The following is a 23,836-nucleotide window of genomic DNA, read 5'->3' as shown; positions in this document are numbered from 1 at the left end:
CTCAGCCCTCCTTGTTGACAGTTGCCGCATCCAGGAACACCGGGCGCTCCCCGCCCCCGTGCACCAGCAGGCTCGCCCCGGTGATGTACGCCGCCCGGTCGGAGGCCAGGAACACAGCCGCGTCCCCCACGTCCGAGGGTTCGGCCAGCCGCCCCAGCGGTACGGTCGCGCCGACGGCCGCGACGCCCTCGGCGTCCCCGTAGTGCAGGTGGGCCAGTTCGGTCCGCACCATGCCCAGGACCAGGGAGTTCACCCGGACCTGCGGCGCCCACTCCACGGCCATGGAGCGGGCCAGGTTCTCCAGCCCCGCCTTGGCCGCCCCGTACGCCGCCGTGCCCGGCGAGGGCCGGGTCCCGCTGACGCTGCCGATCATCACCACCGAGCCCCCCGTCCGCCGCAGCCAGGGACGGGCCGCCAGCGAAGCGGTCATCGGCGCCAGCAGGTTCAGCTCCACGACCCTGGCGTGGCGCTGCGCCTCCCCCTCGCCCAGCAGTCGGTAGGGGGTGCCGCCCGCGTTGTTGACCAGGCAGTCCAGGCGCCCGTACCGGCCGGCGACGGCATCGAAGTACTCCCGTACGGCGCCGGGGTCGCGCAGGTCGACCGGAGTGAAGGCCGCCTCGCGGCCGCCCTCCGCGACCGGCCGCTCCGGCGGCCGCCGCGCGCATACGGCCACGCGCGCCCCGGCCGCGAGGAACGACCGGGCGATCCCGGCACCGACGCCCCTGGTTCCGCCGGTGACGACGACAACCCTCCCGTCGAGCTCCATCGGCTGCTACCTTCCTCACCTAACAAATGTTTGGTGGAAAGGTAGCTGATCCTGTCATGGGTGTCTCCACCTCCAGCCCGGACAAGGGCGTCGCCCTCGTCACCGTCGACTTCCCGCCCGTCAACGCGCTCCCCGTGCGGGGCTGGTACGACCTCGCCGACGCCCTGCGCGCGGCCGGCCGCGACCCCGGTGTCCGGTGCGTGGTCCTGGCCGCCGAGGGACGCGGCTTCAACGCCGGCGTCGACATCAAGGAGATGCAGCGCGACCCCGGCCACGCCGCGCTCCTCGGCGCCAACCGGGGCTGCTACGAGGCCTTCGCCGCCGTCTACGAGTGCGAGGTGCCGGTGGTGGCGGCGGTGAACGGGTTCTGCCTGGGCGGCGGCATCGGCCTCGTCGGCAACGCCGACGCCGTCATCGCCGCCGACGACGCGACCTTCGGCCTGCCGGAGCTCGACCGGGGCGCGCTCGGCGCCGCCACCCACCTGGCCCGGCTGGTCCCGCAGCACCTGATGCGCACCCTCTACTACACCTCGCGCACCGCGACCGCCGCCGAGCTGCACGCCCACGGCTCGGTCTGGAAGGTGGTGCCGCCCGCCGGGCTGCGCCCGGCGGCGCTGGAGCTGGCCGCGGAGATCGCGCGCAAGGACGGCTCCCTGATCCGGCTGGCCAAGGCCGCGATCAACGGCATCGACCCCGTCGACGTCCGCCGCAGCTACCGCTTCGAGCAGGGCTTCACCTTCGAGGCCAACCTCAGCGGAGCGGCCGGTCGGGTCCGCGACTCCTTCGGGAAGGGAGCCACCGCATGACCGACAAGACCATGACCCCCGAAGAGGTGGTCGGGCAGTTGCGCAGCGGTATGACCGTCGGCATCGGCGGCTGGGGCTCGCGCCGCAAGCCCATGGCCCTGGTGCGGGCACTGCTCCGTTCCGAGATCACCGATCTCACCGTGGTCTCGTACGGCGGGCCCGACGTCGGGCTGCTGGCCGCCGCCGGCCGCATCCGCCGGCTCGTCGCCCCGTTCGCCACACTGGACTCCATCGCGCTGGAACCCCACTTCCGGGCCGCCCGCGAACGCGCCGCCTTCGCCCTCACCGAGCTCGACGAGGCCATGTTCATGTGGGGCCTGCACGCCGCCGCCAACCGGCTGCCCTTCCTCCCGGTCCGGGCCGGCCTCGGCTCCGACGTCATGCGGGTCAACCCCGAGCTGCGGACCGTCACCTCGCCCTACGAGGACCGCGAGGAGTTCGTCGCCGTACCGGCGCTGCGCATGGACGCGGCGCTGGTCCACCTCAACCGCGCCGACCGGCTGGGCAACGCGCAGTACCTGGGCCCCGACCCGTACTTCGACGACCTGTTCTGCGAGGCCGCCGACGCCGCCTACGTGTCCTGCGAACAGCTCGTGGAGAGCGCCGAGTTCGCCAAGGCGGGCCCCCCGCAGTCCCTCCTCGTCAGCCGCCACTGCGTCACCGGGGTCGTCGAGGCCCCCAACGGCGCCCACTTCACCTCCTGCGTGCCCGACCACGACCGGGACGAGGCCTTCCAGAAGCTGTACGCCAGCACCCCCTGGCCCGAGTTCGCCGCCCGCTTCCTCTCCGGCGCGAGCGAGCACGACTACCAGTCCGCCGTCCGGACCTGGCACGAGGAGCAGCAGTGACGACCCCTCCCGCACCGCCGCCCGCCGCCGGATCCGCGGGCGCGCCCGTCTCCCGCGCCGAGTACTGCGTGATCGCCTGCGCCGAGGCCTGGCGCGGCGACGGCGAGGTCCTCGCCAGCCCGATGGGCCTGATCCCCTCCCTCGGGGCCCGGCTCGCGAAGCGGACCTTCTCCCCCGACCTGCTGCTGACCGACGGAGAGGCCATGCTGGTCGGTCCGGCCGGGGAGGTCGAGGGCTGGCTCCCGTACCGGCGCCACCTCACCATGGTCACCGGGGGACGCCGGCACGTCATGATGGGCGCCGGCCAGATCGACCGCTTCGGCAACCAGAACATCTCCTGCATCGGGGCCTGGGAGCGGCCCGACCGCCAGCTGCTGGGCGTGCGCGGCGCCCCCGTGAACACACTGAACAACCCGGTCAGCTACTGGGTGCCCCGCCACTCCACCCGGGTCTTCGTCGAGCGCGTCGACATGGTCAGCGGCGTCGGCTACGACCGGGCCGAGGCGGCCGGGGTGACGCGCTACCACCGCCTGCCCCGGGTCGTCAGCGACCTGGGGGTCTTCGACTTCACCGGGCCCGACCGCTCGATGCGCCTGGTGTCGGTCCACCCCGGGGTGACGGTCGAGCAGGTCCTGGCGGCCACCGCGTTCGCGCCGGCCGTCGCCGACGAGGTCCCGTGCACCCGGGAGCCGACCGGCGAGGAGCTGCGCCTGATCCGGGAGGTCATCGACCCCCGGGGCCTGCGCGAGCGCGAAGTGCGGGGGTGAGCCGGTGAGGACGGCCTTCACCGAACTGGTCGGGGTCGAGCACCCCCTCGTGCAGACGGGCATGGGCTGGGTCGCGGGACCGCGCCTGGTGTCGGCCGCCGCCGGCGCGGGGGCGCTCGGGATCCTGGCCTCGGCCACGATGAGCCTGGAGCAGCTGCGCCGCGCGGTGCGCGAGGTCAAGTCCCGCACCGCGCCGGGTACTCCGTTCGGGGTGAACCTGCGGGCGGACGCCGGGGACGCCGCCGCCCGAGCGCAGTTGATCATCGACGAGGGGGTCCGGGTCGCCTCGTTCGCCCTGGCGCCCTCCCGGGAGCTGATCGTCCGGCTCAAGGACGCGGGGGTGGTCGTCATCCCCTCGGTCGGCGCCCGCCGGCACGCGGAGAAGGTGGCCGCCTGGGGTGCGGACGCGGTGATCGTGCAGGGCGGTGAGGGCGGCGGGCACACCGGGGACGTGGCCACCACCGTACTGCTGCCGCAGGTCGTCGACGCCGTGGACATCCCGGTGATCGCGGCGGGCGGCTTCGGTGACGGGCGCGGGCTGGTCGCGGCGCTGGCGTACGGGGCCGCGGGCATCGCGATGGGCACCCGCTTCCTGCTGACCTCCGACTCCACCGTCCCGGACGCCGTCAAGGCCCGGTACCTGGCGGCCTCCGTCAAGGACGTCACGGTCACCACGGCCGTCGACGGGCTGCCGCACCGCATGCTCCGCACCGAGCTGGTCGACTCCCTGGAGCGGGCGGGCCGCGCCCGGGCCCTGGTCCGGGCGGTCCGCCACGCGGCGGGCTTGCGGAAGCTGTCGGGGCTGACCTGGCCGCAGATGGTGCGGGACGGCCTGGCGATGAAGCACGGCAAGGACCTGTCCTGGAGCCAGGTCCTGCTCGCCGCGAACACCCCCATGCTCCTCAGGGCGTCCATGGTCGAGGGCCGTACGGACCTCGGCGTCATGGCATCGGGCCAGATCGCGGGGGTGATCGACGACCTGCCGTCCTGCGCGGAGCTCGTGACCCGCGTGATGGCCGAGGCGGCCGCCGTCCTGGACCGCCTCCAGGACCCGTACGCCGCGCACGACCCGCACCACGGCCTGCACCACGGCCCGCACCACCGCCTGCACCACGACCCGCACCAGCCCCCCGCCGGCCACGATCCGCACCCGCCGCCCGCCGGCCACGATCCGCACTCGCTCGGCGCCCTGCCACCACCAGGGTGATCCGCCTCCTCCGCTACAGGAGTCGCAAGATGAGCCGTGCACGCCTCCGCCTGGCGACGGCGGTCCTCGCCGCCGCCCTCGCCGCCGCCCTTCCCGCCGCCGCGTACGCCGCGCCGGCCACCGGAGCCGGACCCGGCGCCCGGCACCAGGTCCGTCACCACCCCGCGGCGGAGACGATCCGCCACATCCCCCTCCAGGGCGCCGTCAACGTCCGCGACGTCGGCGGCTACCGCACGTACACCGGCGGCAGGGTCCGCCAGGGACTCGTCTACCGTTCGGACGCCCTGAGCAAGCTGACCGCGGCGGACGTCGCCGCCGTGTCCGCCCTGGGCCTCGGGAGGGTCGTCGACTTCCGCATCCCGATGGAGCTCCAGTACGACGGTCCCGACCGGCTGCCCGCGGGGCTCACCCCCACCCCGCGGCCGGTCAGCGACCTGGGCCTGTTCGGGACGCTGGTCGGCGCCATCTCCAGCGGCGATCCCGTGAAGCAGGAGCAGATGCTCGGCGGTCGGCCGCGCCGAGGCCTACATGCGCGACATCTACCGCACCTTCGTGACCAGCCCCGAGAACCGGGCGAGCTTCGCGCAGACCCTGCGGGAGATCGCGGACGGCGCCCAGGGCCCGGTCCTATACCACTGCACGTCCGGCAAGGACCGGACCGGCTGGATGACGTACGTACTGCTGCGGGCCCTGGCCGTCCCCGAGGCCGCCGCCGAGGGCGACTACCTGGCGTCCAACACCTTCCGCGCGGCCCACGACGCGCAGGTGCGGGCCGGCCTCAAGCAGTCCGGCCGGATGCAGAACCCGGACCTGCTGATCCCGCTGCAGGAGGTGCGCCAGGACTACCTGGACGCCGCGACGGCGCGGATGGAGGCCGACTACGGCGGCTTCTACGGCTACCTCACCGACGGCCTGGGGTTGGACCTGCGCACTCTGGCGAAGCTCCAGAGCCGGATGGTCCGCTAGCGCACACCGTAGTGGCCCGCCGTACGGGTCCGGCGTACGGGTCCGCCGTACGGGTCCGGACGCGACAGCGCCGGGCAGCGCGGTGCGCGCTGCCCGGCGTGGCGGGCGTTCAGGTGCGGTCGGGCGGTCCAGGGGCCCGGCCGCGGTCAGACGGAGCGGCGGCGCCCCTGGCCGGGGCTGCCGACACGGCTGCGGGCGGACGCCGCGGCGGCGCCGCCGGAGGCGCCGCCCCCGGTGCGTCGGCCGCGCTCGCCGGAGCCGTTCGCCGCGGCACCCTGGCCGCGTCGGGCCTGGCCCGAACCGGAGGACGGGGTCTGGCCGCCGGCGCTGCCACCGGAGCGGCGTCCGCGTCCGGCGGCGGCCGGAGCCGCGCCGGAGGCGGCGCCGGTGCGCGGAGCGCCCGAGCGGCGTCGTCCGCCGCCGGCGCCCGAGCCGGACTTCGCGGCGGAGCCCTGCTTCGCCGGGGTCGGCTGCGGCACCTCCAGCACCACCGGGATGCCCGAGGGCTCCTTGGCGCCGGTCAGCCGGGCCAGTTCCGCGTCGGAGGACTTGATCTGCGCGGTGCGCGGGGAGATCCCGGCGTCCGACATCAGACGGGTCATGTCGCGCTTCTGGTCGGGCAGCACCAGGGTGACCACGCTGCCGGACTCGCCGGCCCGGGCGGTACGGCCGCCCCGGTGCAGGTAGTCCTTGTGGTCGCTGGGCGGGTCCACGTTGACGACGAGGTCGAGGTCGTCGATGTGGATGCCGCGGGCGGCGACGTTCGTCGCCACGAGCGCGGTGACCTCACCCGTCTTGAACCAGTCGAGGGTGCGGTTGCGCTGCGGCTGCGAGCGGCCGCCGTGCAGGCCGGAGGCGCGGACGCCGTCCGCGAGGAGCTTCTTGACCATGCGGTCGACCCCGCGCTTGGTGTCGACGAACATGATCACCCGGCCGTCGCGAGCGGCTATACGCGTCGCCACGGCCTTCTTGTCGGTCTCGTCCATGACGTACAGGACGTGGTGCTCCATCGTGGTGACCGCGCCGGCCGACGGGTCGACGGAGTGGCCGACCGGGTCGGTGAGGAACATCTTGACGAGCTTGTCGATGTTCTTGTCGAGGGTCGCCGAGAAGAGCATCGTCTGGCCGCCGGCCGCGACCTGCTTGAGCAGGGCGGTGACCTGCGGCATGAAGCCCATGTCGGTCATCTGGTCGGCCTCGTCGAGGACGGTGATCGCGACCTGCGAGAGGTCGGCGTCACCGCGGTCGATGAGGTCCTTGAGGCGGCCGGGGGTGGCGACGAGCACCTCGGAGCCGCGGCGCAGGGCGCCGGACTGCCGGTTGATCGACATGCCGCCGACGACGGTCGCGATCCGCAGATTGACGGACGTGGCGTACGGGGTCAGCGCGTCGGTGACCTGCTGCGCGAGCTCGCGGGTCGGTACGAGGACCAGCGCGAGGGGCGACTTCGGCTGCGCGCGGCGGCCGGCGGTGCGGGCCAGGAGCGCCAGGCCGAAGGCGAGGGTCTTGCCGGATCCGGTGCGGCCGCGGCCGAGCAGGTCGCGGCCGGCGAGCGAGTTCGGCAGCGTCGCGGCCTGGATCGGGAACGGCTCGGTGACGCCCTGGGCGGCGAGGGTCTTCAGCAGCGCCTCGGGCATGCCCATGTCCTCGAACGCGGCGACCGGCGGGAGCGCCGGGGCCAGCGGTTCGGGCATGGTGAATTCTTGGGGCCGGGCAACGGGGGCGGACTTCTGCCGTCCCGCGCCAGCCTTCGGACGTCCCTGGGCCGCACCTCGACCCCGGGTGGGGCGGCGGCTGGGTCGTGCGGAGCTGGAGCTGGTCATGCGGAAATGCCCTCCTGAAACCGGCAGGTACTGGTACTACAAGGTCGAGACAGCAGACAAGCCGGGGTCCGCACCTTACGGTGCGGACCCCGGCGTGCTGACGTACTTAGTTGGCGGGGAGGATGTTCTCCGCCTGGGGGCCCTTCTGGCCCTGGGTGACGTCGAAGGACACGCGCTGGCCCTCCTGGAGCTCACGGAAGCCCTGGGTGGCGATGTTCGAGTAGTGGGCGAAGACGTCCGGGCCGCCACCGTCCTGCTCGATGAAGCCGAAGCCCTTTTCCGAGTTGAACCACTTCACGGTGCCAAGTGCCATTTTGAATCTCCTGAATAGGCGGCAAAGGGCCCCATCCGGAGATTCCGGCAAAACAATAAAAGCGCCTGAGGATCAGTCCCGTCAGGCGCACATAAAGTTCATGGGTACCACAACTGCAACGAGCTCTAAGCTAGCACACCTCGGCGCGGCGATGTCACCACAAGGCTGTGACCTGCGTCGCACGGGATGGCGGCACGCCGTCGGCCGCCCCCTACGACCGGGCGGCGAGCGGCTCCGGAGGGCCCGCCCCGCCGGGCTCCGGGGCGCGGATTCGTCCGAACGGCTGACGGCGGCCGGGGGGTGGACGCGGGCGGCGCCCCCGTGCCGGGCGGCGCCCCGCGGCGGGAGCCGGCTACAGCCGCTCGATGATCGTCACGTTCGCCTGGCCGCCGCCCTCGCACATGGTCTGCAGGCCGTAGCGGCCGCCGGTGCGCTCCAGTTCGTGGAGGAGGGTGGTCATCAGCTTCACGCCGGTGGCCCCCAGCGGGTGGCCCAGGGCGATGGCGCCGCCGTTGACGTTGACCCGCTCCGGGTCGGCCCCGGTCTCCTTGAGCCAGGCCAGGACCACGGGGGCGAAGGCCTCGTTGATCTCCACCAGGTCGATGTCGGCGAGGGACATGCCGGTCTTCTTGAGCGCGTACGCGGTGGCCGGAATCGGCGCGGACAGCATGCGGATGGGGTCCTCGCCCCGTACCGAGAGGTGGTGGATACGGGCCCGGGGGCGCAGGCCGTGCTCGCGGACGGCCCGTTCGGAGGCGAGCAGCAGGGCCGCCGCGCCGTCGGATACCTGGGAGGAGACGGCGGCCGTGATGGTGCCGCCCTCGACGACGGGCCTCAGCCCCGCCATCTTCTCCAGCGTGGTGTCCCGGCGCGGGCCCTCGTCCGCCGTGACCTCGCCGTATGCCGCTGTCTCCCGCTGGAAGCGGCCCTCGTCGATCGCCCGGACGGCCCGCTGGTGCGACCGCAGGGCGAATTCCTCCATGTCCCGCCGGGAGATGCCCCACTTCTCGGCGATCAGCTGCGCCCCGTGGAACTGGTTGACGGGCGCGTCGCCGTACCGGGCGCGCCAGCCGGCGCTGCCCGCGTAGGGGCCCTCCGTCAGGCCGAGGGGCTCGGCGGCCTGCCGGGAGGCGAAGGCGATGGGGACCATGGACATGTTCTGGGTGCCGCCCGCGACCACCAGGTCCTGGGTGCCGGAGAGCACGCCCTGGGCCGCGAAGTGCACCGCCTGCTGGGAGGATCCGCACTGGCGGTCGACGGTGACGCCCGGCACCTCCTCCGGGAGGCCCGCCGCCAGCCAGGCCGTCCGGGCGATGTCCCCGGCCTGCGGGCCGACCGTGTCCAGGCAGCCGAACACCACGTCCTCCACGGCGGCCGGGTCCACCCCGGAGCGCTCGACCAGGGCTGCGAGGACGTGCGCGCCGAGGTCGGCCGGGTGGACGGCGGACAGGCCGCCGCCCCGGCGCCCCACGGGGGTGCGTACCGCGTCGACGATGTAGGCCTCGGGCATCGGGACTCCTCTGGTCGGTCAGGTGCGTACGGCGATTCCGTCCAGCACCATCGACAGGTATTGGCGGGCGATCTCTTCGGGGCTGTGCTGTCCGCCGGGCCGGTACCAGGACGCCGCCACCCACACCGTGTCGCGCACGAAGCGGTAGGTGAGGCGGATGTCGAGGTCGGCGCGGAAGACCCGGGCGGCGACGCCGCGCTCCAGCGTGCCGAGCCAGGCCTTCTCGAACTTCTGCTGCGAGTCGGAGAGGTAGTGGAAGCGGGGCTGGGCGCGGAGGTGCCGGGACTCCTTCTGGTAGATGGCGACGGCGGCGCGGTGCCGGTCGATCTCGCGGAAGGACTCGGTGACGAGGGCCTCGATGGTCTCCCGGGGGCCGAGGCCGGCGGCGAGGACGGTGTCGTAGCCCTGCCACAGCTCGGTCAGGAAGGCGGTGAGGATCTCGTCGAGCATCGATTCCTTGGAATCGAAGTGGTAGTAGAGGCTGCCGGCGAGCATGCCCGCGGCGTCGGCGATCTTGCGGACGGTGGTGGCGTTGTAGCCCTGGGCGGCGAAGACCTCCGCGGCGGTGTCGAGGAGTTCCCGGCGCCGCTCGGGTGACGCGGTCACCTGCGGCTTCTTCTTGGCTCTCGGTTCGTTCGTTGGCACGGGCCCCATTCTGGCGCCAAGGGCTGTCCCGTGATCCCCGGTGGATCAGCGCGCGGCGTCAGATGCGGTGCATCGCAAGGCGGAGGGTCGTCCTCATACCGGGTGTATGCGGGCGATCCGACAACGCAGCGAGGTGCCGTAGCTGTCGTCGCGCGCCCGCCGGGGATCACGGGCCAGCCCTTAGGCGTGCTGGCTGCTGACCGAGACGGTCTCGCCCGTCATGTACGACGAGTAGCCGCTGGCCAGGAAGACGATGACGTTGGCGACCTCCCAGGGTTCGGCGTGGCGGCCGAAGGCCTCGCGGGCGGTCAGTTCGGCGAGGAGTTCCTCGCTGGTGACCTTCGCCAGGTGCGGGTGCATGGCCAGGCTCGGGGCGACCGCGTTGACCCGTACGCCGAACTCGGCTGCCTCCAGGGCGGCGCAGCGGGTCAGGGCCATCACCCCGGCCTTGGCGGCCGCGTAGTGGGCCTGGCCGGTCTGGGCGCGCCAGCCGACCACGGAGGCGTTGTTGACGACGACTCCGCCGGCGCCGGACTCCCGGAAGGAGCGCAGTGCGGCGCGGGTGCAGCGGAAGGTGCCGCCCAGGGTGACGTCGAGGACCTTGGACCACTGGTCGTCGGTCATGTCGACGAGGGCGGCGGTGCCGCCGAGGCCGGCGTTGTTGACGACGATGTCGAGGCGGCCGTGGATGTGTTCCGCCAGCGCGAACAGGGCTCGGACCTGGTCCTCGTCGGTGACGTCGCAGGGCAGGGACGCGACGCGGTCCGCGCCGAACTCGGCGGCGAGGGCGTCCTCGGTCTCCTTGAGCCGGCGGGTGTGGGCGTCGCCGAGGACGACGCGGGCGCCCTCCTCCAGGAAGCGGCGGGCGGTGGCCCCGCCGATCCCGGCCCCGGCGGCGGCGGTGACGACGGCCGTGCGGCCGTCCAGCAGGCCGTGGCCCGCGGTGTACTCGGGTGCGTTCACGTCCGTACCTCCCGGGGTGCGAACTGCTCGACGCTGCTCATGGCCGTACGTTAACCTACCAAACAGTTGTTAGGGAAGCCGGTCCGACGGAGGCGAACACCTGATGGATCTGACCCAGACGGCGGAGGTGGAGGCGTTCCGGGACGAGGCGCGCGCCTGGCTCGCCGCCCACGTGCCGCCCGCCCCGCTCCCGTCGCTGGAGACGGAGGAGGGGTTCGCGGCGCACCGGGCGTGGGAGGCGGTCCTGGCGGCGGACCGCTGGTCCGCGGTGAGCTGGCCGCGGGAGTACGGGGGCCGGGGCGCAGACATCGTGCGGTGGCTGGTCTTCGAGGAGGAGTACTGGACGGCGGGCGCGCCGGGCCGGGTCGCGCAGAACGGCATCAGCCTGCTCGCGCCGACGCTCCTCGACCACGGGACGGCCGAGCAGCGGGCGCGGATCCTGCCGCCGATGGCCGCCGGCTCCGTGGTCTGGGCGCAGGCCTGGTCGGAGCCGGAGGCCGGCTCCGACCTCGCGTCCCTGAGGTCCCGGGCCACCCGCACCGAGGGCGGCTGGCTGCTGTCCGGGCAGAAGACCTGGTCCTCGCGGGCCGCCTTCGCCGACCGGGCCTTCGGCATCTTCCGGACGGAGCCGGGGGCCGCGCGGCCGCACCAGGGGCTGACGTACCTGATGTTCGACCTGCGGGCGCCGGGGGTGACGGTGCGGCCCATCGGCCGCCTCGACGGCAAGCCGGCCTTCGCGGAACTCTTCCTGGACCGGGTCTTCGTACCGGACGAGGACGTGATCGGGGAGCCGGGGCAGGGCTGGCGGATCGCGATGTCGACCACCGGCAACGAACGCGGGCTCACGCTCCGCTCCCCCGGCCGGTTCCTCGCGGCGGCGGACCGCCTCGCCGCCCTGTGGCGGACGGCCGGCGACCCGGCGGACACCGCGCTGCGCGACCGGGTGGCGGACGCGGTGGTGGGCGCGCGCGCCTACGAGCTGTTCACCTGGGCCAACGCCTCCCGCTTCGCCGCGGGCGCCACGATCGGCGCCGAGTCCAGCCTCAACAAGGTGTTCTGGTCGGAGTACGACATCGCCCTGCACGAGAGCGCCCTGGACCTGCTGGGCCCGGACGCGGAGCTCGCCGACGGGGAGTGGGCCGAGCCGTGGGTCTTCTCGCTGGCCGGACCGATCTACGCGGGGACCAACGAGATCCAGCGCGACATCATCGCCGAGCGGCTGCTCGGCCTCCCGAAGGGCCGCCGCTGATGCGCTTCCTGCCGACCGACGAACAGGCGGACTTCGCCCGCACCCTGCGCTCCCTGCTGGGCTCTGCCGACGTCCCCGCGGCCGTACGGGCCTGGTCGGGCGGCGCCTTCGAGCCGGGTCGGGCGCTGTGGGCCGAGGTGGCGCGGACCGGCCTGCCCGCGCTGGCCGTGCCGGAGGCGTACGGGGGCCTGGGCGTCCTCGTCCCGGAGCTGTGCCTCGGCTTCGTGGAGCTGGGCCGGGCCGGGGTGCCGGGGCCCGTCGTCGAGACGGCGGCCGTGGCGGCGCTGCTGACGGAGCTGGCGGAGCGGGGCGAGGGCGGGCCGGCCGGGCGGTTCCTGCCGGCCCTGGCGTCGGGCGGGGCCACCGCGACGCTGACCGTGCCCGGCGGCGGCCCGTACGCCCTGGACGCGGACGCGGCCGCGTACTGCTTCACGGTGTCGGAGGCGGGCGAACTGCGCCTGGCCCCGGCCCCGGACGGCCCGCCGGCGCGCTCGACGGACCCCGCCCGGCGGCTGTCGCGCCCCGGACCCGGCGGCGAACTGCTGGCGGCGGGGCCCCGGGTGACCGCGGCCGCCGGGGCGGCGGCACTGCGGGCCCGGCTGCTCACCGCGGCGCAGTGCCTGGGCGCGGGTGAGGCACTGCTGGCGCGCACCGTGGCGTACGCGAAGCAGCGCACCCAGTTCGGGACGCCGATCGGCGCCTTCCAGGCGGTCAAGCACCGGTTGGCCGACACCCTGCTGGGGCTGGAGTTCGCCCGGCCGCTGGTGCGGGCGGCGGCGCTGACCCTGGACCCGGGCGACGTGGCGGCGGCGAAGCTGACGGCGGGGGAATCCTGCTACCGGGCGGCGATGTCGGCGCTCCAGCTGCACGGCGCGGTCGGCTACACCGAGGAGTTGGACCTCTCCCTGTGGCTGCGCAAGGCCCGCCCGCTGCGCGACGCGTGGGGCGCCCCCGCGGCGTGCCGGGCGGACGTGCTGCGGGCCCGCGACGCGCGGGCGGCCGCGATGGGGGCGGACATCGGCGAACTGTCCGGCGCGGCGGCGCGAGCTGCCGTACCCTCTGGCCCATGACGGCCAGTGCCATCAGTCTCCGCAAGGTCGAGGAATCCGCCCCGGCGCTCGTGAACCTGTACAAGAGCGCCGGCGTCTCCCTGCGCAAGTACGGTCTGGAGGGCGGGCGGGCCGTGGTGTACCTGGTCCTGGACTACTCCGGGTCGATGCGCCCGTACTACCGGGACGGCAGCGTGCAGGCCCTCGCCGACCGGGTGCTGGGGCTGTCGGCGCACCTGGACGACGACGCACGCGTCCCGGTGGTGTTCTTCTCCACCGAGGTCGACGCGGTGGCGGAGATCCCCCTCGCGGGGCATGCGGGACGGGTCGCCGAGATCGCCTCCCGGCTCGGGCACATGGGGAAGACGGCCTACCACGCGGCGATGGACGCGGTGATCGACCACTATCTCGACTCGGGATCCACGGCCCCGGCCCTGGTCGTCTTCCAGACGGACGGCGGACCGGTGAACAAGCTCGCGGCGGAGCGATACCTGTGCAAGGCGGCCCGGCTGCCGCTCTTCTGGCAGTTCATCGGCTTCGGCAACACGCGCAGCACGCAGTTCGACTTCCTGCGCCGCCTCGACGAACTGCCCGTGCCCTCCCGGCGCGTGGTGGACAACGCGGGGTACTTCCACGCGGGCGAGGACCCGCGCACCGTACCGGACGCGGAGCTGTACGACCGGCTGCTCGGGGAGTTCCCGTCCTGGCTGGCCGCCGCGCGGGACGCGGGGATCGTACGGGGCTGAGGCGCGCCGGGGCGCCCGCAGCGTGGCGGGCGCCGGTCCACCGCGCTTTGATGGACCCATGACGAGGAACAACTGGGCAGCGTTCGAGTCGGCGGAACCGGAGTTCGCGGCGGCGGTACAGGCCCGCTTCGCGCAGTACCCGCACCACGTCCTGGCCACCCTCCGCAAGGACGGCTCCCCGCGGGTGACCGGCCTGAACGTGGAGATCCGCGGCGGGGAGCTGTGGCTCGGCATGATGGCGGGCTCGATGAAGGCCAGGGACCTCCAGCGCGACGCGCGTTTCGCGCTGCACACCAATCCGGGCGCCGGCGAGACGATGCCGGACGGGGACGTGCGGATCTCGGGGCGGGCGGTGGAGATCGTCGACCCGCCCGAGCTGCACCGGTACGCGGAGGAGGCGGACACCCCGCACCCCTTCCACCTCTTCCACGCCGACCTGACGGAGGTGGTCCGCGTCGGGGTGGACGGGGACGACCTGGTGGTGCGGTCGTGGACCCCGGGCCACGGCCTGCGCACCCTGCGCCGCGGCAACGACGACGAACCACCCCGCGAGGACCGCTGAGCGAGCGGAGCGGGCCTGTCAGTGCCCCCGGTTACCGTGAGGGGAGCCGGGGCAACCGGGACGAAGCACTGCGGGGGGACCACATGAGGAAGCACGTACCGGGGCGGCGCGGCAGGGGCGCGGCGGTCACCGCACTGGCCGCGGCGCTCACGCTGACACTCGCGGCGGCGGGCCCGGCCGGGGCCGCGGCGGACGAGGACGTCGTCGATTACCCGGGGCCCGACGGACTGATCTGGATACCCGGGATGACCGGCTCCAGCGGCTTCGTCTCGGGCGGCCTGTCCGCCCGCCTGGACACCTTCATCACCTTCGGCTGCGCGGGCGGCGGCAGCATCGAGGTCGCCTTCCACCTCGACAACCACCCGGACCGCGACCCCGCCCCCTTCACGGTCACCTGCCCCGACGCCACCCCGACACGCGTCACGACCCCCCTGGGCACCGCCCTGACCGGCGGCTTCACCGCCCGCGTAACCACCTCGACCCCGTCCCTCCGCTGGGGCGCCACGGTCGTCCAGCCGGAGTAGCGGCGCCGACGTGGCGCGGAGGGAAGGGGAAGCGGAAGCGTGGGGGCATCATGAGCGGAACGGCCTGGACCAGCACGTCGATGCCGTATCTGGCGCCGCGGGCCACCGGGGCCACGGAGGCTTGGACCGAGGAGGCGCGGTGTACGGCGACCACGACCGGCCCATCGAGGCCACGGTCATGGTGAAGGCCGGTCACCTGTACGAGCTGCGGTACGAGTTCGCGCCGGAGTCCTGACCGCGAACGCCACAGCGCCCGCCATCCCTGGTCGGGGACATGGCGGGCGCTGCGTCAGAGTTCCGTACGCCGTTGTACGGACCGTATGAGGGGTCCCGCCCCCTCGTGGGGCGGAGGTCCCGCCCCACGAGGGGGCGGGGGTGCGGCCGTTAGACGGTCAGGGAGCGGTCCGTCGGCTTGACCGGGTACGGGAGGGCGCTCGTGCCCGTGAGGAAGCGGTCCACGCCGCGGGCGGCCGAGCGGCCCTCCGCGATGGCCCACACGATGAGCGACTGGCCGCGGCCCGCGTCGCCGGCGACGAAGACGCCGTCGACGTTGGTCGCGTAGGAGGCGTCGCGCTCGATGTTGCCGCGGGCGTCCAGCGCCAGGCCGAACTGCTGGACCAGACCGTTCTCCTGGTCCGTGCCCGTGAAGCCCATCGCCAGGGTGACCAACTGCGCCGGGAGGACGCGCTCGGTGCCGGCCTTCTGGACGAGCTTGCCGTCGACGAACTCGACCTCGATCAGGTGCAGGGCCTTGACGTTGCCGTCCTCGTCGCCCTCGAAGTGGGTGGTGGAGACGGAGTAGACCCGCTCGCCGCCCTCCTCGTGCGCCGAGGTGACCTTGTACAGCATGGGGAACGTCGGCCACGGCTGCCCGGTGGGGCGGTCCTCGGACGGCTTCGGCATGATCTCCAGCTGCGTGACCGAGGCCGCGCCCTGGCGGTGGGCGGTGCCCACGCAGTCCGCGCCGGTGTCGCCGCCGCCGATGACGACCACGTGCTTGCCCTCGGCCGTGACGGGGGGCGCCATGAAGTCGCCCTCCTGGACCTTGTTGGCGAGCGGCAGGTACTCCATCGCGAAGTGGATGCCGTTCAGGTCGCGGCCCGGGACCGGGAGGTCGCGGGAGACCGTGGCCCCCGCCGCGATGACCACCGCGTCGAACCGCTTGCGCAGGTCGGTGGCGGTGATGTCGCGGCCGACCTCGATGCCGGTACGGAACTTGGTGCCCTCCGCGCGCATCTGCTCGATGCGGCGGTTGATGTGCACCTTCTCCATCTTGAACTCGGGGATGCCGTAGCGCAGCAGGCCGCCGACGCGGTCGGCGCGCTCGTACACCACCACGGTGTGCCCCGCCCGGGTCAGCTGCTGGGCCGCGGCGAGGCCCGCCGGTCCGGAGCCGATGACGGCGGCGGTCTTGCCGGACAGGCGCTCCGGCGGTTGCGGGGTGACGTTGCCGTGGTCCCAGGCCTTGTCGATGATCGAGACTTCGACGTTCTTGATCGTCACGGCCGGCTGGTTGATGCCGAGTACGCACGCCGACTCGCACGGAGCCGGGCACAGGCGGCCCGTGAACTCCGGGAAGTTGTTCGTGGCGTGCAGGCGCTCGGAGGCGGCCGACCAGTCCTCGCGGTACGCGAAGTCGTTCCACTCCGGGATCAGGTTCCCGAGCGGGCACCCGTTGTGGCAGAACGGGATGCCGCAGTCCATGCAGCGGCCGGCCTGCTTGCTGATGATCGGGAGCAGCGAGCCCGGGACGTAGACCTCGTTCCAGTCCTGCAGCCGGTCGGCGACGGGACGGGAGCAGGCGGTCTCGCGCGGGGTGGTGAGGAAGCCCTTCGGGTCAGCCATTGGTCGCCGCCTCCATCATCTTCTCGGTGGTCTCGGACTCCGAGAGTCCGGCCAGCTCGGCGGCGTCCTTGGCGGCGAGCACTGCCTTGTACGTGGTCGGGATGATCTTGCTGAAGCGGTCCACCGAGACGGCCCAGTCGGCCAGGAGCTTCGCGGCCACGGTCGAGCCGGTCTCCTCCTCGTGGCGGCGCACCACGTCGTGCAGCCACAGCTTGTCGGCGTCGGTGAGGGCCTCGACGGCCTCCGCGTTGCCTGAGTTCACGTTGTTGCGGTCGAGGTCGACGACGTACGCGACGCCGCCCGACATGCCGGCCGCGAAGTTGCGGCCCGTCTCGCCCAGGACGACGGCCGTGCCGCCGGTCATGTACTCGCAGCCGTGGTCGCCCACGCCCTCCGAGACGACCAGCGCGCCGGAGTTGCGGACGCAGAAGCGCTCGCCGGTGCGGCCGCGCAGGAACATCTCGCCGCCGGTCGCGCCGTAGCCGATGGTGTTGCCGGCGATGGTGGAGTACTCGGCGAGGTGGTCGGCGCCGCGGTCCGGTCGGACCACGACGCGGCCGCCGGAGAGGCCCTTGCCGACGTAGTCGTTGGCATCGCCCTCCAGGCGCAGGGTGATGCCGCGCGGGAGGAAGGCGCCGAAGGACTGGCCGGCCGACCCGGTGAAGGTCAGGTCGATCGTGTCGTCGGGCAGGCCCGCGCCACCGAACTTCTTGGTGACCTCGTGGCCGAGCATGGTGCCGACGGTGCGGTTGATGTTGCGGATGGCGACCCGGGCGCGGACCGGCTGGGCCTCCTCGGCGGTGGCGGCGTTCAGCGCGTCGGCCGCGAGCTTGATCAGCTCGTTGTCGAGGGCCTTCTCCAGACCGTGCTCCTGCTCGATGCGGGCGTGGCGGACCGCGCCCTCGGGCAGCTCGGGCACGTAGAAGAGGGGTTCCAGGTTGAGGCCCTGGGCCTTCCAGTGCGCGACGGCCTTGGTGGTGTCGAGCAGCTCGGCGTGGCCGACGGCCTCCTCGATCGTGCGGAAGCCCAGCTCGGCGAGGATCTCGCGCACCTCCTCCGCGATGAACTCGAAGAAGTTGACGACGAACTCGGCCTTGCCGGAGAAGCGTTCCCGCAGGACCGGGTTCTGCGTGGCGATGCCGACCGGGCAGGTGTCCAGGTGGCAGACGCGCATCATGACGCAGCCGGAGACGACGAGCGGCGCGGTCGCGAAACCGAACTCCTCGGCGCCGAGCAGCGCGGCGATGACCACGTCGCGGCCGGTCTTGAGCTGGCCGTCCGTCTGGACCACGATGCGGTCGCGCAGCCCGTTGAGCAGCAGCGTCTGCTGGGTCTCGGCGAGGCCGAGCTCCCAGGGGCCGCCCGCGTGCTTCAGCGAGGTGAGCGGCGAGGCGCCCGTACCGCCGTCGTGGCCGGAGATGAGCACGACGTCCGCGTGGGCCTTGGAGACGCCCGCGGCGACGGTGCCGACGCCGACCTCGGACACGAGCTTCACGTGGATGCGCGCGGCCGGGTTGGCGTTCTTGAGGTCGTGGATCAGCTGAGCCAGGTCCTCGATGGAGTAGATGTCGTGGTGCGGCGGCGGGGAGATCAGGCCGACACCCGGCGTGGAGTGCCGGGTCTTGGCGACCCACGGGTAGACCTTGTGGCCGGGCAGCTGGCCGCCCTCGCCGGGCTTGGCGCCCTGCGCCATCTTGATCTGGATGTCGTCCGCGTTGACCAGGTACTCGCTGGTGACACCGAAGCGGCCGGAGGCGACCTGCTTGATGGAGGAGCGGCGCGCCGGGTCGTACAGGCGGTCCGGGTCCTCGCCGCCCTCGCCGGTGTTGGACTTGGCGCCCAGCTGGTTCATCGCGATGGCGAGGGTCTCGTGGGCCTCGCGCGAGATGGAGCCGTAGGACATGGCGCCGGTGGAGAAGCGCTTGACGATGTCGGCGACCGACTCGACCTCGTCGAGGGGGATCGACGGGCGGGCGGCCGGTCCCTCGCTCCTGAACCCGAACAGGCCGCGGAGCGTCATCAGGCGCTCGGACTGCTCGTTCACCCGGTCCGTGTACTGCTTGAAGATGTCGTACCGGCGGTTGCGCGTGGCGTGCTGGAGGCGGAAGACCGTCTCCGGGTCGAACAGGTGCGGCTCGCCCTCGCGGCGCCACTGGTACTCGCCGCCGATCTCCAGCGCGCGGTGGGTGGCCGCGATGCCGGAGGCCGGGTACGCCTTGGTGTGGCGCGCGGCCACCTCCTTGGCGATGACGTCCAGGCCGGCGCCGCCGATCTTGGTGGCGGTGCCGTTGAAGTAGGTCGCGACGAACTCGTCGTCGAGGCCGACGGCCTCGAAGACCTGGGCGCCGCGGTAGGAGGCGACGGTGGAGATGCCCATCTTGGACATGACCTTCAGGACGCCCTTGCCGAGCGCGTAGATCAGGTTCTTGATGGCCTGCTCCGGCTCCAGGCCGGAGAGGAAGGTACCGGCGCGCAGCAGGTCCTCGACGGACTCCATGGCGAGGTACGGGTTGACCGCGGCCGCGCCGTAGCCGATGAGCAGGGCGACGTGGTGGACCTCGCGGACGTCACCGGCCTCGACGAGCAGGCCCACCTGGGTGCGCTGCTTGGTGGCGATGAGGTGGTGGTGCACGGCGGAGGTGAGCAGCAGCGACGGGATGGGCGCGTGCTCGGCGTCCGAGTGGCGGTCCGACAGGACGATGAGGCGGGCGCCGTTGGCGATGGCCGCGTCGGCCTCGCCGCGGATCTCCTCGATGCGCGCGGCCAGGGCCGCGCCACCGCCGGAGACCCGGTAGAGGCCCGAGAGGGTGGCGGCCTTCATGCCCGGCATGTCGCCGTCGGCGTTGACGTGGATGAGCTTGGCCAGCTCATCGTTGTCGATCACCGGGAAGGGCAGGGTCACACTGCGGCAGGACGCGGCGTTCGGCTCCAGCAGGTTGCCCTGCGGGCCGAGCGAGGACAGCAGCGAGGTGACGAGCTCCTCGCGGATGGCGTCCAGCGGCGGGTTGGTGACCTGGGCGAAGAGCTGGGTGAAGTAGTCGAAGAGCAGCCGGGGGCGCTCGGACAGGGCCGCGATCGGGGAGTCCGTGCCCATGGAGCCGAGCGGCTCGCCGCCGGTGCGGGCCATCGGCGCGAGGATGACGCGCAGTTCTTCCTCGGTGTAGCCGAAGGTCTGCTGGCGGCGGGTGACCGAGGCGTGGGTGTGCACGATGTGCTCCCGCTCGGGCAGGTCCGTCAGCTCGATCTCGCCGGTCTCCAGCCATTCGGCGTACGGGGCGGCGCCGGCCAGCTCGGCCTTGATCTCGTCGTCCTCGATGATCCGCTTCTGGGCGGTGTCGACGAGGAACATCTTGCCGGGCTGGAGGCGGCCCTTGCGGACGACCTTGGCCGGGTCGATGTCGAGGACGCCGACCTCGGAGCCGAGGACGACGAGGCCGTCGTCGGTGACCCAGTAGCGGCCGGGGCGCAGGCCGTTGCGGTCGAGGACCGCGCCGACCTGGGTGCCGTCGGTGAAGGTGACGCAGGCGGGGCCGTCCCAGGGCTCCATCTGCGTGGAGTGGTACTTGTAGAACGCGCGGCGCGCCGGGTCCATCGAGGTGTGGTTCTCCCACGCCTCGGGGATCATCATCAGCACGCTGTGCGGGAGGGAGCGGCCGCCGAGGTGGAGCAGCTCCAGGACCTCGTCGAAGGACGCCGAGTCGGAGGCGTCGGGGGTGCAGATCGGCAGGATCCGCTCCAGCGCGCCCTCGCCGAAGACCTCGGAGGCCAGCTGGGACTCGCGGGCCTTCATCCAGTTGCGGTTGCCCTTGACCGTGTTGATCTCGCCGTTGTGCGCGACGAAGCGGTACGGGTGGGCGAGCGGCCAGGACGGGAAGGTGTTCGTCGAGAACCGCGAGTGGATCAGGGCGACGGCCGAGGCGAAGCGGCGGTCGGACAGGTCCGGGAAGAAGGGCTCCAGCTGGCCGGTGGTCAGCATGCCCTTGTAGACGATGGTGCGCGCGGACAGCGACGGGAAGTAGACGCCGGCCTCGCGCTCGGCGCGCTTGCGCAGCACGAACGCCTTGCGGTCCAGCTCGATGCCCGAGCTGCCGTTGCCCACGAAGAGCTGGGAGAAGGCGGGCATGGTGGCGCGGGCGCCGTTGCCGAGCAGGTCCGGGGTGACGGGGACCTCGCGCCAGCCGAGAACGGTCAGGTTCTCCTCGGCGGCGATGGCCTCGATCTTCTGGACGGCGACGGCCTGTGCGGGGCCGTCGGCGGGCAGGAAGGCGATGCCGACGGCGTAGCCGCCGGGGCCGGGAAGCTCGAAACCGGCCACCTCGCGCAGGAACGCGTCCGGAACCTGGGACAGGATGCCGGCGCCGTCGCCCGAGTCCGGCTCGGAGCCGGTCGCGCCGCGGTGCTCAAGGTTCCGCAATACGGTCAGTGCCTGCTCAACGAGCGTGTGGGTGGCCTCGCCGGTGAGGTTCGCCACGAATCCGACGCCGCAGGCGTCCTTCTCGTTGCGCGGGTCGTACATGCCCTGCTGGGCGGGGCGACCGTCCATGGGCGACCAGGCGGTGGTGCTGGGGCCGGTCGCGGAGTGCGTGGATGCGGAACGCATCGGCTCTCCCGTCGTCGTCGTGGCATATGTGGCATAGCCGAGGGACGACGTTGGCCCTCTGCGAAATTTCGTGCAGATTACATGATGACGACAATCCCGCGAAGCGGATATGCCATTCCAGCATGCGGACACCGCACGAGGCAGAAAGAGAGGACCTTCGCGGTGTTTCACGGGTGCGACCGCAGCTCTGCGGTCACGGAAGCGATCGCGGGGTGCGGATGCGATCACGGTCGAAGGTCCCGACGCGGGGCGGGCATCATTGCCCGAGCGCCCAAGTCTGATTCCCGGCGGACATGCGATCGAAACCGCCGAGTAACCAACTACTTATGCTGCGTCCCGCATAGTGTCTCACTCTCTGCGCGGTCAGCCTACGGCTCCACCGATCCAGCTTCCCAGGATGTACGTCACACCGGCGGCCGCGCCACCCAGGACCAGCTGGCGCAGCCCGCTGAACCACCAGGACCGGGCGGTGACCCGAGCGACGACCGCGCCGCAGGCGAAGAGCCCGGCCAGCGCGAGCAGCACCGCGGGCCACAGGGACGTCGCCCCCAGCAGGTACGGCAGCACGGGCAGCAGGGCGCCCAGCGCGAAGGACCCGAAGGAGGAGGCGGCCGCGACGAGGGGCGAGGGCAGGTCGTCGGGGTCGATCCCGAGCTCCTCGCGGGCGTGGATCTCCAGCGCCTGCTCGGGGTCGCGGGACAGCTGCATGGCGACCTCGCGGGCGAGCGGCGGCTCGACCCCGCGGGAGACATAGAGCTCGGCGAGCTCCTCCATCTCGTCCACCGGATGCTTGCGCAGCTGCTGCCGTTCTATGTCAAGTTCCGCCAGGACCAGCTCGCGCTGCGAGGCGACGGAGGTGTACTCGCCGGCCGCCATCGAGAACGCGCCGGCCGCCAGGCCCGCGAGGCCGGTGATCGCGACGGTCTGCGGGGCCACCGCGCCGCCCGCCACACCGGTCATCAGGGCGAGGTTGGAGACGAGCCCGTCCATCGCGCCGAAGACGGCCGGTCGCAGCCAGCCGCCGTTGACGTCCCGGTGCGTGTGGTTGTCGCGGTGGGCCGTATGGAGCGGCGCTTCGAGATCGATGATGGACATGCGTGGACAACTCCCCATTTGTGCGAACGGGCGGCGTGAGGCGTTCCGCTCCCCCTGAACACCTCGAAACTACGCACGATTTCCGCCGCTCGCCAGCAAGGAAGGCCGTACTTACCTGGGGTTTTGCGGGTCGGCGACCGGGTGACGGGGGCGTTCGCGGGGTGTTTCGCGACAGGCGACAAACCACATGCCATGGCACAAATCCCCCAAGGGCTCATCATGAGTCCCATCAAGTGGAGAGGCGCGCCATGGAGCTGATTGCATGCAATCCGCAGGTCCTCCTCGAACGGGCCAGGGGCGCTCTTCTCGGACTCGCGGTGGGTGACGCGTTGGGCGCCCCCGCGGAGAACATGAAGCCGTCGGAGATCCGGGCGAGATGGGGCCGGATCGAGGGCTTCGTGTCGGAGGACCCGGCGGGCACGGACGACACCGAGTACGCGATCTTCTCGGGGCTGCTGCTGGCCCGTCACGGATCGGCGCTGACCGTCTCCCACGTGGAGCGGGCCTGGCACCACTGGATCGCGGACCTCGACGAGGGCCCGTTCCGAGGGGCCGGCTTCTCCGAACGCGGCACCCTGGAGAACCTCCGCCGGGGGCTGGCGGCCCCCATCTCGGCGCAGCACCGGCACGCGTGGTCGGACGGTCTCGCCATGCGGGCGGCGCCGTTCGGGGTCTTCGCGGCGGGCCGGCCCGCCGAGGCCGCGCGGCTCGTCGCGATCGACGGCTGCGTCAGCCACGACGGCGAGGGCATCTACGGGGGCCAGGCCGTGGCGGCGGGGGTGGCGGCGGCGATGGCCGGCGGCAGCCCGGCGTCCGCCGTCTCCGCGGCGCTCTCCGTCATCCCGTCGGACTCCTGGACGGCCCGGTCCCTGCGCCGGGCGGTCACCGCCGCCCCGCGCGGGGAACGCGCGGTGCGCTCGGCGGTGGTCATCGGCGGCTACCCGTGGACGGACCTGGCACCGGAGGCCGTGGGGCTGGCGTTCGGGGCGTTCGCCGCCTGCGCGGGCGACTTCTCGTCCTCGGTGCTCACCGCCGTGAACATGGGGCGCGACGCGGACACCACGGCGGCGGTGGCCGGCGCGCTGGCCGGCGCGACGTCGGGGGCGGGCGCGATCCCCGCCGACTGGGCGGCGGCGATCGGGCCCGTGCGGGGCAGCTGCCTCCCCTCGATGCGGGGCTACCACGTCCTGGACATCGCGGACCTCCTCACCCCGGAATACGAGGCCCAGCGATGACCCCGCCCCCGTACACCCCGGACCCCGCCCGCCCCCCGACCACCCCGGCAACCCCACCCCCGCCCGTCCCGGCGAGCCCTGGCACCGCGATGGACACCCCCCGGCCCCCCGGGCCGGCGAGCCCGGCCGCCCCGCCGGACACCCTGGCGGCGATCCCGGCGCCACCGGACACCCCCCGCCCGGCCACCCCGGCAAGCCCACCGCCGCCCGGATTGGCGAGCCCGGCCACCCCGATGGACGGCCGGACCCCCGGGCCGGCGAGCCCGGCCGCCCCGCCGGACACCCTGGCGGCGATCCCGGCGCCACCGGACACCCCG

General features: G+C 73.0%; 20 protein-coding genes and 2 pseudogenes. 13 read left to right on the top strand and 9 right to left on the bottom strand.

Annotation, left to right across the window (positions count from 1 at the left end):
* Position 1: 1 nt before the first annotated feature.
* Positions 2-766 carry an SDR family oxidoreductase gene (locus ACFWUQ_RS23465; protein WP_384541235.1) on the bottom strand — a complete coding sequence of 255 codons (765 nt, stop codon included), beginning with the start codon at positions 764-766 and terminating at the stop codon, positions 2-4.
* Between the two features lie 56 nt (positions 767-822).
* Between ACFWUQ_RS23465 and ACFWUQ_RS23460 the strand changes: the two genes are divergently transcribed.
* From ACFWUQ_RS23460 to ACFWUQ_RS23435, 6 genes and pseudogenes are all read left to right on the top strand, one after another.
* Complete coding sequence (locus ACFWUQ_RS23460) at positions 823-1,572, top strand: enoyl-CoA hydratase family protein (protein ID WP_384541232.1); 750 nt, start codon at positions 823-825, stop codon at positions 1,570-1,572.
* Positions 1,569-2,420, top strand: a complete 852-nt coding sequence (locus tag ACFWUQ_RS23455) for a CoA transferase subunit A (RefSeq protein ID WP_384541229.1) — start codon at positions 1,569-1,571, stop codon at positions 2,418-2,420. Before ACFWUQ_RS23460 ends, ACFWUQ_RS23455 begins: the two co-directional genes overlap by 4 nt.
* Positions 2,417-3,187 (top strand): CoA-transferase subunit beta, encoded by a 771-nt coding sequence (locus tag ACFWUQ_RS23450; RefSeq protein ID WP_384541227.1) that lies wholly within the window; start codon positions 2,417-2,419, stop codon positions 3,185-3,187. Before ACFWUQ_RS23455 ends, ACFWUQ_RS23450 begins: the two co-directional genes overlap by 4 nt.
* 4 nt (positions 3,188-3,191) lie before the next feature.
* Positions 3,192-4,394 carry an NAD(P)H-dependent flavin oxidoreductase gene (locus ACFWUQ_RS23445; protein WP_384541225.1) on the top strand — a complete coding sequence of 401 codons (1,203 nt, stop codon included), beginning with the start codon at positions 3,192-3,194 and terminating at the stop codon, positions 4,392-4,394.
* Between the two features lie 29 nt (positions 4,395-4,423).
* A pseudogene (locus ACFWUQ_RS23440) lies at positions 4,424-4,738 on the top strand (tyrosine-protein phosphatase); the annotation flags it as partial.
* 184 nt (positions 4,739-4,922) lie between these two features.
* Positions 4,923-5,360, top strand: a complete 438-nt coding sequence (locus tag ACFWUQ_RS23435) for a tyrosine-protein phosphatase (RefSeq protein ID WP_384541223.1) — start codon at positions 4,923-4,925, stop codon at positions 5,358-5,360.
* A gap of 146 nt (positions 5,361-5,506) precedes the next feature.
* On the opposite strand, the gene ACFWUQ_RS23430 is transcribed toward ACFWUQ_RS23435, so the two are convergent.
* The 5 genes from ACFWUQ_RS23430 to ACFWUQ_RS23410 form a co-directional block, all read right to left on the bottom strand.
* A complete protein-coding gene (locus ACFWUQ_RS23430) occupies positions 5,507-7,183 on the bottom strand; it encodes a DEAD/DEAH box helicase (protein ID WP_384541221.1) in 1,677 nt (558 codons plus the stop codon).
* A gap of 106 nt (positions 7,184-7,289) precedes the next feature.
* Positions 7,290-7,496, bottom strand: coding sequence for a cold-shock protein (locus tag ACFWUQ_RS23425; RefSeq protein WP_030707191.1), 207 nt, complete (start codon positions 7,494-7,496; stop codon positions 7,290-7,292).
* Positions 7,497-7,848: 352 nt separating this feature from the next.
* Positions 7,849-9,006 (bottom strand): acetyl-CoA C-acetyltransferase, encoded by a 1,158-nt coding sequence (locus ACFWUQ_RS23420; protein WP_384541218.1) that lies wholly within the window; start codon positions 9,004-9,006, stop codon positions 7,849-7,851.
* An 18-nt stretch (positions 9,007-9,024) separates the two neighbouring features.
* Positions 9,025-9,660, bottom strand: a complete 636-nt coding sequence (locus ACFWUQ_RS23415) for a TetR/AcrR family transcriptional regulator (RefSeq protein WP_384541216.1) — start codon at positions 9,658-9,660, stop codon at positions 9,025-9,027.
* A gap of 171 nt (positions 9,661-9,831) precedes the next feature.
* Positions 9,832-10,614: an SDR family oxidoreductase gene (locus ACFWUQ_RS23410; protein ID WP_384541214.1), complete on the bottom strand. Its 783-nt coding sequence runs from the start codon at positions 10,612-10,614 to the stop codon at positions 9,832-9,834.
* A gap of 103 nt (positions 10,615-10,717) precedes the next feature.
* Here ACFWUQ_RS23410 and ACFWUQ_RS23405 point away from each other — a divergent pair, with 103 nt between their 5' ends.
* From ACFWUQ_RS23405 to ACFWUQ_RS23380, 6 genes and pseudogenes are all read left to right on the top strand, one after another.
* A complete protein-coding gene (locus tag ACFWUQ_RS23405) occupies positions 10,718-11,863 on the top strand; it encodes an acyl-CoA dehydrogenase family protein (protein ID WP_384541212.1) in 1,146 nt (381 codons plus the stop codon).
* Positions 11,863-12,933, top strand: a complete 1,071-nt coding sequence (locus ACFWUQ_RS23400; protein ID WP_384541210.1) for an acyl-CoA dehydrogenase family protein — start codon at positions 11,863-11,865, stop codon at positions 12,931-12,933. The genes ACFWUQ_RS23405 and ACFWUQ_RS23400 overlap by 1 nt, the downstream gene beginning before the upstream one ends.
* Positions 12,930-13,658 (top strand): VWA domain-containing protein, encoded by a 729-nt coding sequence (locus ACFWUQ_RS23395; RefSeq protein WP_384541208.1) that lies wholly within the window; start codon positions 12,930-12,932, stop codon positions 13,656-13,658. The genes ACFWUQ_RS23400 and ACFWUQ_RS23395 overlap by 4 nt, the downstream gene beginning before the upstream one ends.
* 58 nt (positions 13,659-13,716) lie before the next feature.
* The gene (locus ACFWUQ_RS23390) at positions 13,717-14,220 is read left to right on the top strand and encodes a pyridoxamine 5'-phosphate oxidase family protein (RefSeq protein ID WP_384541205.1); all 504 of its coding nucleotides are present in this window, start codon (positions 13,717-13,719) and stop codon (positions 14,218-14,220) included.
* Between the two features lie 83 nt (positions 14,221-14,303).
* The gene (locus ACFWUQ_RS23385) at positions 14,304-14,744 is read left to right on the top strand and encodes a hypothetical protein (protein ID WP_384541202.1); all 441 of its coding nucleotides are present in this window, start codon (positions 14,304-14,306) and stop codon (positions 14,742-14,744) included.
* Between the two features lie 139 nt (positions 14,745-14,883).
* Positions 14,884-14,979, top strand: a pseudogene (locus ACFWUQ_RS23380) (GntR family transcriptional regulator); the annotation flags it as partial.
* 149 nt (positions 14,980-15,128) lie between these two features.
* Here the strand turns inward: ACFWUQ_RS23380 and ACFWUQ_RS23375 are convergent.
* The 3 genes from ACFWUQ_RS23375 to ACFWUQ_RS23365 all read right to left on the bottom strand — a co-directional run bounded on the left by ACFWUQ_RS23375 (position 15,129) and on the right by ACFWUQ_RS23365 (position 22,284).
* Positions 15,129-16,589: a glutamate synthase subunit beta gene (locus ACFWUQ_RS23375; protein WP_384541200.1), complete on the bottom strand. Its 1,461-nt coding sequence runs from the start codon at positions 16,587-16,589 to the stop codon at positions 15,129-15,131.
* Positions 16,582-21,132, bottom strand: a complete 4,551-nt coding sequence (gene gltB / locus ACFWUQ_RS23370) for a glutamate synthase large subunit (RefSeq protein ID WP_384541255.1) — start codon at positions 21,130-21,132, stop codon at positions 16,582-16,584. Before gltB ends, ACFWUQ_RS23375 begins: the two co-directional genes overlap by 8 nt.
* Positions 21,133-21,552: 420 nt before the next feature.
* Entirely contained in the window at positions 21,553-22,284 is a 732-nt protein-coding gene (locus ACFWUQ_RS23365) for a VIT1/CCC1 transporter family protein (protein ID WP_384541198.1), read from the bottom strand.
* 248 nt (positions 22,285-22,532) lie between these two features.
* Between ACFWUQ_RS23365 and ACFWUQ_RS23360 the strand changes: the two genes are divergently transcribed.
* The gene (locus ACFWUQ_RS23360) at positions 22,533-23,519 is read left to right on the top strand and encodes an ADP-ribosylglycohydrolase family protein (RefSeq protein WP_384541196.1); all 987 of its coding nucleotides are present in this window, start codon (positions 22,533-22,535) and stop codon (positions 23,517-23,519) included.
* Positions 23,520-23,836 lie beyond the last annotated feature (317 nt).

This window comes from Streptomyces sp. NPDC058662 (assembly GCF_042716255.1).
Taxonomy (GTDB): domain Bacteria; phylum Actinomycetota; class Actinomycetes; order Streptomycetales; family Streptomycetaceae; genus Streptomyces.
This window is presented reverse-complemented; position numbering and strand designations above follow the sequence as displayed.